Annotated in this window: 12 protein-coding genes and 1 tRNA gene; 4 read left to right on the top strand and 9 right to left on the bottom strand. The window is 30.1% G+C overall.

Annotated features, from left to right (window positions below; all coding sequences use genetic code 11):
- A partial coding sequence (locus tag JJE11_RS05595) for an ABC transporter permease (RefSeq protein ID WP_291633464.1) occupies positions 1-324 on the bottom strand: 324 nt, incomplete at its 3' end.
- A 124-nt stretch (positions 325-448) separates the two neighbouring features.
- Positions 449-844: a DNA mismatch repair protein MutT gene (locus tag JJE11_RS05590; protein ID WP_291633462.1), complete on the bottom strand. Its 396-nt coding sequence runs from the start codon at positions 842-844 to the stop codon at positions 449-451.
- A 205-nt stretch (positions 845-1,049) separates the two neighbouring features.
- Between JJE11_RS05590 and JJE11_RS05585 the strand changes: the two genes are divergently transcribed.
- Positions 1,050-1,757: a hypothetical protein gene (locus JJE11_RS05585; RefSeq protein WP_291633460.1), complete on the top strand. Its 708-nt coding sequence runs from the start codon at positions 1,050-1,052 to the stop codon at positions 1,755-1,757.
- Positions 1,758-1,987: 230 nt separating this feature from the next.
- Here the strand turns inward: JJE11_RS05585 and JJE11_RS05580 are convergent, their stop codons facing one another.
- The 6 genes from JJE11_RS05580 to JJE11_RS05555 all read right to left on the bottom strand — a co-directional run bounded on the left by JJE11_RS05580 (position 1,988) and on the right by JJE11_RS05555 (position 11,390).
- A complete protein-coding gene (locus tag JJE11_RS05580) occupies positions 1,988-2,434 on the bottom strand; it encodes a DUF2383 domain-containing protein (protein ID WP_291633458.1) in 447 nt (148 codons plus the stop codon).
- A gap of 60 nt (positions 2,435-2,494) precedes the next feature.
- Entirely contained in the window at positions 2,495-5,746 is a 3,252-nt protein-coding gene (locus JJE11_RS05575; protein WP_291633456.1) for an SNF2 helicase associated domain-containing protein, read from the bottom strand.
- Between the two features lie 205 nt (positions 5,747-5,951).
- The gene (locus tag JJE11_RS05570; RefSeq protein ID WP_291633453.1) at positions 5,952-9,032 is read right to left on the bottom strand and encodes an insulinase family protein; all 3,081 of its coding nucleotides are present in this window, start codon (positions 9,030-9,032) and stop codon (positions 5,952-5,954) included.
- Positions 9,033-9,254: 222 nt separating this feature from the next.
- On the bottom strand, positions 9,255-10,190 hold the full coding sequence (locus tag JJE11_RS05565) for a vgrg protein (RefSeq protein ID WP_291633451.1): 936 nt from the start codon (positions 10,188-10,190) through the stop codon (positions 9,255-9,257).
- Positions 10,191-10,656: 466 nt separating this feature from the next.
- On the bottom strand, positions 10,657-10,905 hold the full coding sequence (locus tag JJE11_RS05560) for an FAD-dependent oxidoreductase (protein ID WP_291633449.1): 249 nt from the start codon (positions 10,903-10,905) through the stop codon (positions 10,657-10,659).
- 92 nt (positions 10,906-10,997) lie between these two features.
- Entirely contained in the window at positions 10,998-11,390 is a 393-nt protein-coding gene (locus JJE11_RS05555) for a hypothetical protein (protein WP_291633448.1), read from the bottom strand.
- Between the two features lie 193 nt (positions 11,391-11,583).
- Here JJE11_RS05555 and JJE11_RS05550 point away from each other — a divergent pair, with 193 nt between their 5' ends.
- From JJE11_RS05550 to JJE11_RS05540, 3 genes are all read left to right on the top strand, one after another.
- Complete coding sequence (locus JJE11_RS05550; RefSeq protein ID WP_291633446.1) at positions 11,584-11,868, top strand: hypothetical protein; 285 nt, start codon at positions 11,584-11,586, stop codon at positions 11,866-11,868.
- Positions 11,869-11,924: 56 nt separating this feature from the next.
- Positions 11,925-12,536, top strand: a complete 612-nt coding sequence (locus JJE11_RS05545; protein WP_291633444.1) for an NUDIX hydrolase — start codon at positions 11,925-11,927, stop codon at positions 12,534-12,536.
- 202 nt (positions 12,537-12,738) lie between these two features.
- Positions 12,739-13,242: an NAD(P)H-dependent oxidoreductase subunit E gene (locus tag JJE11_RS05540; RefSeq protein ID WP_291633441.1), complete on the top strand. Its 504-nt coding sequence runs from the start codon at positions 12,739-12,741 to the stop codon at positions 13,240-13,242.
- 38 nt (positions 13,243-13,280) lie between these two features.
- Here the strand turns inward: JJE11_RS05540 and JJE11_RS05535 are convergent.
- A tRNA-Lys gene (locus tag JJE11_RS05535) sits at positions 13,281-13,357 on the bottom strand.
- Positions 13,358-13,643 lie beyond the last annotated feature (286 nt).

Below are 13,643 nucleotides of genomic sequence, written 5' to 3'. Positions count from 1 at the left end.
TACTGGAGCAGTTTTATCTCTATATCTGATAAATGCAGAAGAATCAACAGTCGGAGCTATTTTTTCGATTCTAACATCTGTTGCATGTATTTGAGATATCTTCTCTTCCCAATTTGTTATAGTTTTAACATCTTCATTAGATGTGACAGTTATTTGAGATGAATTCCCTATAGTTTTATCTATAAGACTCTTTTGCAGGCCTTGTATAAGTGAACCTATAAAAATTTGTACCGAAACACCAATAGCAATGCCTGAAGCTATTAGAATTGTTTGTCCCTTGCTAGACTTTAAAAATCTTACAGCAATTTTAAATGGCAATTTCATTTTGATCCTCCTTATTCATTCTTTTGTGTCATCAAAATTATCTATAGGCATATCTGCATCAATGATATACCTATCAGAACAAATATATTTAACATTATTTATGTAAAAAAATTCATTAAATTAATTATTTAACACTTTCAAAGAAATCTAGTAATATCTCCTTTTCCCCATTAGAGAAATCATGCATATTAAGCTCACTTTCAGTAATCCACTTAACTTGTTGTATGTCCTTATGTGCAGTTATATACTCTTTTACTTTGCCAGTATATACCAATGAAGTATCTCCATTCTCTTCATCAAGAACATATTCTTTAAATGGAGCTATATCAAATATATTACATTTTAAATCTTTATTTATTGCTTTGGTAATACATTGTTCCGCAGTACCCTTGCCCTTTACATCTTTACTAAAAATACTCCACACCTTTTGTAAATTTTTTTTACCTTTACCCCTGGCTACAATAAGTACCCCATTAAAATCATCACAAATTATTATTGAACATTTTACAACTTGTCCCATATTATTGCCCCCTTATAATAAATCTCTTTTATAATCCCCTACAAATTTATGCACTCCATACAAATATTATAATATAATTTAATAACAAATGCCAATTTATTGGCAAATAGTAAAAAACCTCTATTTCATAGCAATTATATGTATACTGTTCTGTTTTGTGTCAATAATTGTAATGTGTGCGATTACACGTGAAAGGAGTAACTTAATGAAAAGTAATATTAAATTATGTAATGATGAAATTTTAGTTAAAGAATATATAGAAAGAGGAAAAGGACTATTTAATGATGGAGAGATTGAAAAAGCATTCAAGGATTTTAATAAAGCTATTTTCTTAAATAGTGAATATGCCGAAACTTATCTTGTCAAAGCTCAAGCTTATATTGAAATGTACGAACCTTATGAAGCTGAAAAATGTATAACGAAATATTTAACGCTAGTTCCAGGTGACCCTGTAGGGTACTGGAAATTAGTTGATATACACGACTTAACTGGTGACTTTGATAAATGCGTTTATTATTGTAACAAACTTCTTGAAAGTGATGATAAAAATTCAAACGTATATTTTAAAAAAGCCGAGTTTTCAGCTCTTCTTAATGATTTTAAAGGAGCGTTGGAATGCTTTGATGCTTGTCTTAACGTAATTCCTGATTTTTACGATGCGCTATGTGGTAAAGCCAGCGCACTACTCTCACTACATAATAAAAAAGAAGCTCTTGAAATATATAACAAAGCCATTCAAGTAGATAGCACTAAAAGTGTTGCTTATTTTGGAAAGTCTGAGGCATTTTTAGCTATGGGACATAGCCTAAACGCCTTAATATTTGCTGAAAAGGCTTATGAATTAGAGCCCGAAAATGAATGGTATAAATGTCACTATACCGTATTAAAAAATATGAACATAAGTAGCAAATAAAATAAAAAAGTATATATTACTACCAATGTATTCATTTCGCTAAGAACTACTAATTTTATTTTTAATTAATCTGCTAAAAAGCATAAACTCGCTTTCGCTCAAACATATGCTTTTCTTAACGCATCTTAATTAAAAATAAAATAAGAAGTTCTAAAGCTTATTCAAATACATTATACGTAATATATACTTTTTTTACACGTAAAAACATGATATAAAAACTATCTGTATTATTATTTACATTTTCTCATTAGTTCTTGAACTTTTGTTAAGTGTTTATTGTAGTCGCCTACTATAGCTTCCACTTCACTCATTAGGCTAGCATCCAAATCTTTATTCTCCTCTATAAACTTTTTCCCTTGTTTTATTCCCATTTCCATTGCAACCATAGCATGTTCGCACACTTCTAAATCAGTATTTACAGGTATAAGTTTAATTTTCTCGAAGAAGTCTGCCATAGTGCCCATTATTCCAAGAGTATCAGCAGCATTGCCACCTAGCTTTTCTATCCTATTAGTAATTGCCTCTTCATGCCTTTTAAAGGATTCTATAATCTGTACCAACGCATTTTTAATCTCTGTATCTTTAGCTTTACTTAGATAATCTTTAAATGTAGTACCTCCCATATGTATTCCTTTTAAAAATTTATTCATTTCTTTTACATTATTATTTAAAGTCATAATCTCACCTCAGTCTATTGTGAGCATATGCATTATTCGTTATTCATTATTATCACTAAATTATTCCTTCATTTCAAACAATCCAAATATCTCTTCATCGCTTAGAGACGCAAACCCTTCACCACTAGACAATTCATCTCCCATAAGCTGAGATATGAGTTTTTTCTTATCTTCTTGAAGTGACAAGATTTTCTCCTCAATAGTCCCTTTAACTATAATTTTTATAACTTCCACCACATTTTTTTGCCCTATTCTATGGGCTCTATCTGTTGCTTGCTCTTCTACTGCTGGATTCCACCATGGATCAAAGTGAATTACTACATCTGCAGAAGTTAAATTCAGCCCCGTTCCTCCAGCCTTTAAGCTTATTAAAAACACAGAATTTTCTCCATTGTTGAAGTCTTTTACTAAATTCATTCTTTTCTCTGACGGTATTGATCCATCCAAGTAACTAAAGGATATTCCCTCTACGAAAAGTCTTTTTTGTATATTCTTAAGAACAGACGTAAATTGAGAGAAAACAAGCACCCTATGCCCCTGTTCTATGCTCCTTTGAAGAAGTTCTACTAGAGCTTCCATTTTTGTGCTATCCCCACTGTAATTATTCATTAGTATAGTGGGATCTAAACATAATTGTCTTAGTTTTGTTATGTAAGAAAGTATCTCTATCTTACTATTTTTAAACTCATCATCCCTTACCTTCTTCTCAATAAGCTCCATTGCATGATTTGCATAGGTTTTATAAATTTTCTTTTGCTCTTGCTCAAAATTCACCAAAAGAGTTTTTTCTATTTTATCAGGTAATTCCTTTAAAACATCTTTTTTTCTACGTCTAAGAATAAAAGGTTTTATAAGCCTATTTAAATCCTCTAATATTTCTGGACTTTCTTTAAGTTTTTTGTGATATCTCACACTAAATCTTTTTTCATCATATAGATATCCTGGCATTATAAAATCAAATATGGACCATAAGTCCATAAGAGAATTTTCTATTGGTGTGCCAGATAATGCAAATCTCGTCTTCGCCACTACTTCCTTCACTGCCATTGCATTTTGTGAATTTGGATTTTTAATATTTTGAGCTTCATCTAATATGCAACAATCAAACTCTAATACATTGTAAATTTCTAAATCCCTCTTTAATAGATTATAAGTGGTTATAATCACGTCAAAGTTGTCTATATTATTTATTATTTCCCGCCTCTCGTCCTTTGACCCATTAACTGCAGCCACCTTTAACCCAGGTGCGAACTTTTCAAACTCACTTATCCAGTTATATATTAGAGATGTGGGTGCTACAATTAAATTCTTACCACCTTTGCTAGATAATATAAAAGTAATAGCTTGAATGGTTTTACCAAGACCCATTTCATCCCCGAGTATTCCACCAAACCCTAAATACTCTAATGTCTTAAACCAATTATATCCCACCTTTTGATACTCTCTTAACTTCCCATTTAAGGAGACTGGTTCTTTAAAGTTCAATTTTTCTATATTCTTAAGTTTATCTCTTACGTCTTTTAACTCTTTTCTTCCTTTTATATATCTAATGTTATTTTCCGCTAAGTAACTCTCTAGGAAAACACCTTTACTTTTAGATATTTCAATATGATTATCGTCACTACCTAGTGGTGCCATTACATCTAAAAGCTTTAAGAATTTATTAAGTTCCAATTCCTCCAAATCAAGATACTCACCATTTTTCAGCTTATAATATTTGAGGTTGTTTCTAAATGACCTTAGTATATTTTTAGTTTCAAGAGGCTCAATATTCCCTATTTTGAAATCCATTTCAAAGTAATTATATTTCCCACTTTTAATATTCCCACTAATACCTGTGGTCCCCAAAGATTTTATGCCTTTAAAGTTTTCGGAGTAATAAACATCTCCTATATCTTGAAGTCTTTCCACATCACTTTTAAAGAATTTGAATATATAGTCCTCCTTCTTTAAGAAATAAAACTTATTCTTTATTTCCTGAAAACCAAAGGCTTTTACAATTCCTATAACCTGAGTTTCTCTTTTGGAATCTCTATATATTATTTTTTCTGTGCAATCCTCAAAGACATTAAACTCGAAAGTTCCATACATCACCTTTAATGTTAGAGTGATCTCTTTATCTTCCTGATTAAAATAGAAACTAAACCTACACTTACTCATTACTATTTTATCTTTTATTGACTTTGATAATGTAACACTAGGTGATAAAAAATTAAGATCTGGAATCAGCCTTCTTAATATATTCTCCTCCTCAATGCCTGGCATTGTAACAACCCTTGCCTCATTAAAAACTTGGAGGTAAGGACTTATCTTATAACAAAACTCATAATTCGGGAGATATATAGTGCTTCCATACAAGAATGCATCATTCTTAGAACCTAAAACCACCGGCATACCGTTTGAAGATTTAAGAACATAATTACTCTTTATCATTTTCAAATCAAAATCTAGGGCTGGGGCCTCATATAAAATTTCTGTGTCTACAGGTCTAGAAAAAAAGCCTTCATTCAAATATACTCTATGCCTAATTATAATTTCAAAAAATTCCCTAGTTAAATATTTAGGAATATTTATATTTTTTCCTTCAACGTACCGGTCCTCACTTTTGCTAATGTGCCTTTGGTTTCCCTCCAAAGTCTTTAACATTTCTATAAAATCAATCAGCCTTTTATCTTTTGTGCACAATCTTTGATTTTCAATATTAAAAGTAAAATTTTTACTATAGTTTATAGGAAAATTATTATAGCACGCTAATAGAAAGTGGTTAATATCCTTTAAAATGTAAAGATTGCTTGCAGTCATAGAGTTTAATCCTATTTTAAATTCTGCTGTAATGCCACTCGTCCACTGATTTTTGTTTATATACACCTCTATTTTAATTTCATCCTTATGTTTTTCATCTCCTAAGAGCATAGATAGTACATTGCTACTATTTTTAAATGTGCCTTGTTCCACTACACCCTCTTCACTTAAAAGCGGGTGATTAGCTAAGTCTTCTAATGCTTTATAAAACGTTGCCACTAAATGTTTACAACAATAATTTTCTTTTTTAAATTCATTATTTTCAAAATCAGAGCAACTACAAAATGTAGTAAAAATACTTCTCCGCGCTACATCCATCTCAACTTTTGTATGATATTCATTAAAAAGTTTCTCTGAAATTACATTACCATCTATACATATTAATTTATCTTCATTAGTGATATCTACAGAAGAGACCAAATCATTATTAAGGACCCTTTGACCTTTTGCATGATTTTTACCACTAGTTCCTTCATTAAATATTTGTAATATCATATCTTCTCTCAACATATTTTCTCCCTAGTTCTTTAAATTTTATAATCTTTTAATTATACCATAAAAAAGGAAAGCACATAAAACTTGCGTTCTATATTCTTTCCTAAATGTCTACCTAATCTGAATTCAAAATCATCTACTTTTTAGTCCTACAATATTCCCACTAATAACTGACCCAAAGTGTTTACAAAACATAAATCTTTAAATTATATGAATATTACTATTTAGGCTTCTTAATAGGCACTATAATTCTATCAAATAAATCTTTATTTTCATTTACTTTAGACACACTACCAACAACGCAATGCAAATTCTGTTTGATCACAGCTTCTAGTACCTCCGCAAAATTTCTTATATCGCCAGCAGTAGTTGACAATACTTCATCACGTAGCTTTTGAATATCATCTTGAGTGGTATTCGTAAAATACATATTGTCCCCTATTACACCTTTAATATAAGGGCCCGTTAAAGAATCTATATTACCTATTGTTCCAATTATAAAATTAGTCATTTCTTTATCATTTGCTTTGAAATTTTTTAAAAAATTTACCGCTCCATCAAATGTATTTAAAGTTTCCTTTAAATTTGGATCTCGATAGGAATAGAATAACACCTCATTCTTTGTAAAACTCATAGCCCCACCATACGCACCACCTTTGACTCTGAGTTCCTTCCATAAATAATCACTGTTTAATATATTTTCGACAACCTTCATACACCCATTATAAGTGTATCCTGCCTTCTTAAAACTTCCACCCTTAACCACATATTGCACTTGAGATGGAACCACAAACGCCTCATTCTTATTCGAATAATCAAATTTATAAACCTGCGACGGAAATTTTTTATCATTGAGTTTTTCTTTAAATTTATTAAGACTATAAGTGAATTTTTCATAATATTTTTCATCACCAGTATAACTTACAACCAATCCCTCTTTGTTAAACAAAATATCTTTGACCTCATTTAAATTTTTTTCTATTTCATCAAATTTTACGTTAAAATTATCATCTAAATCACAAATAAAATCATAGTATGGTAAATAATCTAGATCACTATACTTACCACTATCTGATAAATAAGATAATGTACGTTTCATTGCAAGTTTATTGCCTCCATTAACAAACATAGATTCATATTCTGATCTTGACATTTTAATTAAACCTTTAATAAGCATCTTATTATCAAATAAGCTATGATTCGTTATTTCATCTAAAAGTTCCAAAGCTTTAGGAAATGTACTACTAAGCGAGTTTACTGAAATACTCATTTTAGGAGCATATTCATTCGAATCAGTATTATTTTTGAATGCTGTTGAATTGAAACTAATTCCGCCAGTATATTTCATCATCTTATTTGCAAGCTGAGTAAGGTTATATTCCTCAGTATTGGTATTTCCCAAAACATTAGCAAGTAATTTCAAGTATAATATTTTGTTTTGGGGTACCTTTGAACTGTCAAAATAAAAATTAGAATAAATAACTCCATTAGTATTTACAGGGTGATACAGTACTTTTATTCCGCCCTCTAATTTTTCTATTGTTAGAATTTCTTCTGTTTTCAAATTCAAATCCTTGCGCAAAAGAGTTGGTACTTTTGATAAGTTTTCTTTTGAATCAGGTACCTCCTGCCACTTTTTCAATTCTTCAGTGTCTTTTTTAATTTTAGCTAATTCAGTCTCAGATAATGATGCTTTATAATTTGCGAGTTTCTTTTTTAATATTTCTTCTTTTGCCTCATTTAACCCATTGGAAGGTTTTAACACAACCAATGAATTATGCTTATTGTCCAATAAATATTTTTGCGTTAATTTTTCAAAATACCCTTCACCTATTTGGGATTTTATTTTCTTTAGTGCGGGGGATATCTCTAAAAATTCTGTAGGATTTACATCATAATTCCAGCAATTCAAAGCTGCAGACATATAGTTCATGCCTCTATTAGCATCTGAATTTTGAGTACGCAAACTAAGTTCTACAGAAGTGAATACTGAATTAATGAGCTCTTCATCAAAACCGTCTTTTACTACTTTCTTTAAAGCATTATCTACAAGATTTTTGAATTTATATTTATCTGATTCATTTGCATTGGTAGCAATTATACTGAAGCTCGGTTGCTTTGTCGACGGATTAAAACTTGCATATACATTCGCTCCAATACCACTGTCTAATAGTGCTTTCCTGAGAGGCGAAGCTTTAGTATTTAAAAGGATTGCTTGCAAAATTTGAAAACCTAAAATGCTTTCTACGTCTGTTACCTTATCTATCATATAGTTTGATGATAAATAAGTCATATTTACCGTACCCGCATCATTAACTACTGGGTACAGTCCTGTTTTTTCAATATTTTTTTCATAAGGTTTCTGTAATTTAATTTCACTATCCACAATTGTACTTTTAAATTTCTTTAGATAATTATCATTCATAAATTTTAATGTATTTTTAATATCCAATTTCCCATACAGATATATAGAGCTATTTGACGGCACATAATATTTTTTATAGGTTTCTATAAATTTTTCGTAGGTTAAATCGGGAATATTATCTGGGTTACCACCGGATTCAAATCTATATGAACTATCATTAAAAAGTGAATTATTTATAATATTTGCGAGTATTACCTGTGGTGATGAATTATTACCTTTCATTTCATTGTACACTATCCCATTATAATTCAGATCACCTGTTTCCCTGTTAACTTCATAATGCCAGCCTTCCTGTTTAAGTATTCTAGGATCTTTAGATATATTTGGATAAAACACTGCATCCAAATACACACTCATCAAATTGTTAAAATCCTTTTCATTCTTACTTGCCACTGGATACATTGTGAAATCTGGTCCTGTAAAAGCATTTATAAATGTGCTAAGTGACTGCTTCGTCATAATTAAAAAGGGATCTTTAACAGGGTACTGCTTTGACCCACATAAAACTGAATGCTCAATAATATGATTAACCCCAGTGTTATCACTCACTGGTGTGCGGAAACTTATTGAAAATACTTTATTTTCATCATCATTTTGTAGATAAATCAGTTTAGCCCCGCTTTTAACATGCTTGAATATCATAGCTGTAGATTGTATATCGGAAAGCCATTTTTTAGATTCTAGTATAAATCCTGACGTACTTTCTCCTATTACAAAGCTATCATTAACACTAATAGCTGGCATTGAATTTCTTAATTGTTCTTGTACAACTTGCGCGACCTGCGCGACTTGTGCACTAAGTGCGACGCTACTGAAGCTATTGTGTAACAATCCCACAGCTAACAATATAGAAATTATTTTTGAAAACTTTTTCATTTCTTTCCCCCTTAAATATATTTTTTCATATCACTATTATTTTCACGTTATAACTAGTATGTTTTATTTTCAAGTAACTATTCAGCTACTATTTAAAACTCACTTGAAAATACTCACAGAATGTAACCAACATTTTTACGGTTACGCATTCAAACAAAAAACACCTTACTTTCAGATATTTTTTGTATCTGAAAGTAAGGTGTTAGTATGCAGTTAAGCGAATTATGAATTTAACATATTAAGCATATCCTGCTTTTCTCTCGTAAACCTATTGTATACACTTTGTTGCACAGACTGTGAACTATTTCTAAAATAAACACTAACCTTTTGACGTTCATTATATAAATCATTTATGATATTACCATCACTATTATTTAAATTGATTTTTGAGAACACAGATAAAGCTCCTCCTACACCATGTTGAACTACTGTAGACAATAAACTTTCCTTTAACGCATCACTTTTTTCACTTATATCAAAACCATATTTTGACTTTAATGTTTGTGCAGCTGTATCATAATAATTTTGTTTTATATAATCTTGCTGCAATTTTAAAAATTTATCATTATTAGATATTGCAATATTAGTCCATGAAGCATCAAAATTCCCACCAAATTTATTACCATCTTTAGCTTTCGCATCTGACAATTTCAAATAAAACTCTTTATTATTTACATTCAGTGAACTTATAAAAGAATCTAAAGAACCTGTTTTAGAGGAGAACTGCCATGCACCATAGGACTTACCACCATAATCTCCTGTTGTATTACTTATGGTGCCCGGATTAACATTAGATTCATATTTAGCAGCTGTAAGTCCTAATGCACTAAATTTCGTAACTGCGCTCTCACTGTAATCATTTGATAATGATTGCGCCCCACCTCTTATAGTTGACTTAAAATTACTCATGGCACCCAATGAATCATCAAGGTTAAAAGAATCCTGATTTGATAAAGCAGTAGACATAAACTCTGCCATCCTTGAATTACCTGCGCTATCCATCATTTGGATAAGCATTGTTTTAAAAGCTAATTCCTGCATTTCTTTTTCATGCTCAACATTACTTGTGCTTTTATCAGAAATTATATTATTATTTTTCATTTGCGATGTATATTGCTTTATTAGTGCATTATTAATTATATTTGTAGATAACGCCATCACTATCACCCATTTTACATAAATTTTTTCAATATACTTATATTATCGTATATAATAAAGAATACTTTATTATTGAAATCAAGTATATCACATAAATTAGTATACTTATTGAATAAAAAAATATGCTAACAATATTTATTGGCTGTTAGCATATTTTTTATTTTTATTCATTTAGATACAATATAATGGTAAAATAGTATGAGTATAAACTATGAATTTATTATATTGTTATCTTTTAAAATCTCTTCCGCTAGAAGCTTACTTGAAAGTAAGACTATAGAAGGTTTTATTCAAAAAGTATTTATTAGCAATAAGATATTTCTCATACGAATCTCCCAAAAATTTCAAATATCCTAGACTGTCGGATTTAGAAATCATTTCCAAAGTATCTATTAATTTAACCAGGTCACTAGAGAAATCATATCCACTGCCATCAGCATAATTAACTTCATAAGTAGGGTCAAGTCTAATAAATTGGAGATAATCCTCCCATTTTTTTGTTTGCACAGCTAAATATTTCCTTATACTCCTGAGGTCGCATTAAAATAGAGGCTGTCAAATCAAAAACAAAATCATCCTGCTCTATAATATTGATTTTTCCACCGATTCTTTCTTCTTTCTCATAAACTTTTACTTCATACCCACTACTTAACAGTCTTATAGCTGTTGCTAAACCACCCACTCCAGCTCCTACAATTATAACTTTTTTACCCAACTTAACTTCTACTCCTTTTATATATAAAATTTACCTATATCTTATTTTTATCTATTTTATATATAATATACTAAATATCCACTATATTTAAATTAATTCCACTCTTTTAAAATATATTTTATCTTAGTATGAAATAAAATTCTAGAGCATGTCCTACTTAATCTCAATCTCAAACAATATTCATATTCCTCAAATTCAACCCCCATTTTTTGTTTAATCCTATTATGTAGAACATCATGGGTATAATCCATATCTTCATAAGGAATATTCTCTATAAGAAAAAACTCCAACTCTTCTCCTGCAACACCTTTAATTTGAAAATTGTTGGCCATTTTATTAATCATGAACCACTTTTTTATATTTTCATACTCTTTTAATATTTTTTCTAATGACATATTGTATATAGCCTCTTCCAAAAATGGAACTTCTTGCAAACAATTTACATTCATCACATTTTCTTCAACATCTTTCACAAAATAAAACATTTTCTTCCCCCTTACTAGCTGTACCTATATTTCACAATAAATTTTAAATTGCATATACAGTATAACAAATGTTGATTGTAATTTCTAATAATACTCAACCCAATTATTGAAAATTTTTCATGTGATTTTGTTTGTTTTTCTTCTAGTAAGGTGATATTATTAATTCATATATAATTATTAAGGAGGAATTAAAATGCAAACAATGAAAGAATTCACTTTCGAGCCTCGTTATATGAGCTTAGCTGTCATTAAAGATGTAAATGTAGGAAATAGGATATTGAACGAGCTTATTCTAGATGATGAAAGTTGCTTAGGTCATAGACAGGTCGGTAGCAGAAGTTACCACATCTTTTATTTCAAGAATGATCGATTTTCAGTTTATTATCATAAAGGTGGCGTAGATGCAATGTACTCCGCTAATTCACTAGATGTAGTTTTAAAATATGTGAATGATTTAAAACCCGAGGATTTCGAGTAACTAAACAAGATTATAAAGTCATAATTATAGACTAACGTATGATTGGAGATGAAATATTGAGCGTAAACAATATTACAACACTAGCTGATACAAAGTATTTAAAACTTTATAATGCGGAGTATACAAATAAAAATGGAAATTCCAGAAATTGGTCTATAGCTTCTAGAAAAGATTTAGATACATTAAAAAATAATTATTTCAATGGTGTTGAGGACAGTATAGATGCCGTTATAATTGTAGCCACTTACGTGGATACAGCTACTTATGAAGATGAGTCTCATACTGTTGAAAATAAATTAGTGGTTATAAAGCAATTTAGGGTTCCTCTTAATGATTACGTTTATGAAATCCCTGCTGGGCTTATAGATTGCGGGGAAGACTTTGAAACTACTGTAAGACGTGAGCTAAAGGAAGAAACAGGACTTGAACTACTCAAAATTGATTATAATAAAACCAAATCTAAGGCATATATATCAACAGGTATGTCGGATGAGTCAGCCGCCTTAGTATATTGTACTTGCCATGGTGAAATATCAAAGGCTTATTTAGAACCAGATGAAGATATTGAAGTTATGCTATTATCAAAGCTCGAAGCTAAGAATCTGATTAGTTCTAATGAGAAGATAGATATTAAAGCTTTTCTTTCCATACAAAACTTTATAGGTTAGATGTACTCCAATAATTCAAAAAGATACTATTTTAATAGGTATCTTTTTTAAATTATCGGGGTATTTTTAACGACATTTCAGAAGGAAGGTACCTTTACAATAGGGTAAATCTCCTTCTGAAGTATATTATATTGCAATATGAAAAATTTTAATATAATATAGATGTGATAACATTTTAATAATGTTGCAAGGAGGAAGAATAATGAATACACAATTTAGTTATAGCGAATTGGATACTATATTAAGAAATCATGAGTTTAAATCTAGTAACATTATTGCGATATTACAAGATACACAAGATATATATAAATATATACCTAAGGAGGCATTCACCTATTTCTCAGAAAAACTTGGTATGAGTATGGATAAGATGTATAGTCTAGCCGCTTTTTATGATAATTTTTTTTTAGAGCAAAAGGGCGTGTATGTTCTAAAAATATGTGATGGGACGGCATGTCATGTAAGTAACTCAGCTCCTATATTAGATATTATTCGGTCCGAATTAGGACTTTCAGAAGAGAAGATTACAACCGATGATTTAATGTTTACCGTGGAAACATCATCTTGTCTTAGTGCCTGTGGACTTGCGCCTGTTATAACTATTAATGATAAAATTTATGGTTCAATGACTCCTAAAAAAGCAATGGTTCTTTTAAACAAGCTTAAGGGAACAACAATATTAACCGTAAATCAAGTAAAAAAATAACAGATACCTCAAATCATCGAGGTATCTGTTATTTATGTTGGTGCTACATCAGGGATTCGAACCCTGGGCACCCTGATTAAGAGTCAGGTACTCTAGCCAACTGAGCTAATGAAGCACATTAAGGAACTACTTTAGTATATACTACTTTTATGTATTTGTAAATGTTTTTAATAATTACCAATAGATACGTACTTATCTATTATTTTCTTCCAACTGTGCTAACCTACACCCTAAACAATTTTAAGTTTATATTTAGGGTTATGAAAAAATCCAGAGATTAATTTTCCCCCTGGATTTTTTGAATATAGCTTATATAATTATTTTATATAATTTACTGTATTTTCTTTTCTTGCTGGAGCCTTAGTTACCTCGATTTTTTTATATCCTAGGCAAAATGAATG

Origin of the sequence: Clostridium sp. (assembly GCF_016650095.1) — a bacterium.
Taxonomy (GTDB): domain Bacteria; phylum Bacillota; class Clostridia; order Clostridiales; family Clostridiaceae; genus Clostridium_AD.
Note: the sequence above shows the minus strand (reverse complement) of the source record. Positions and strands in the feature narration are given on the sequence as shown.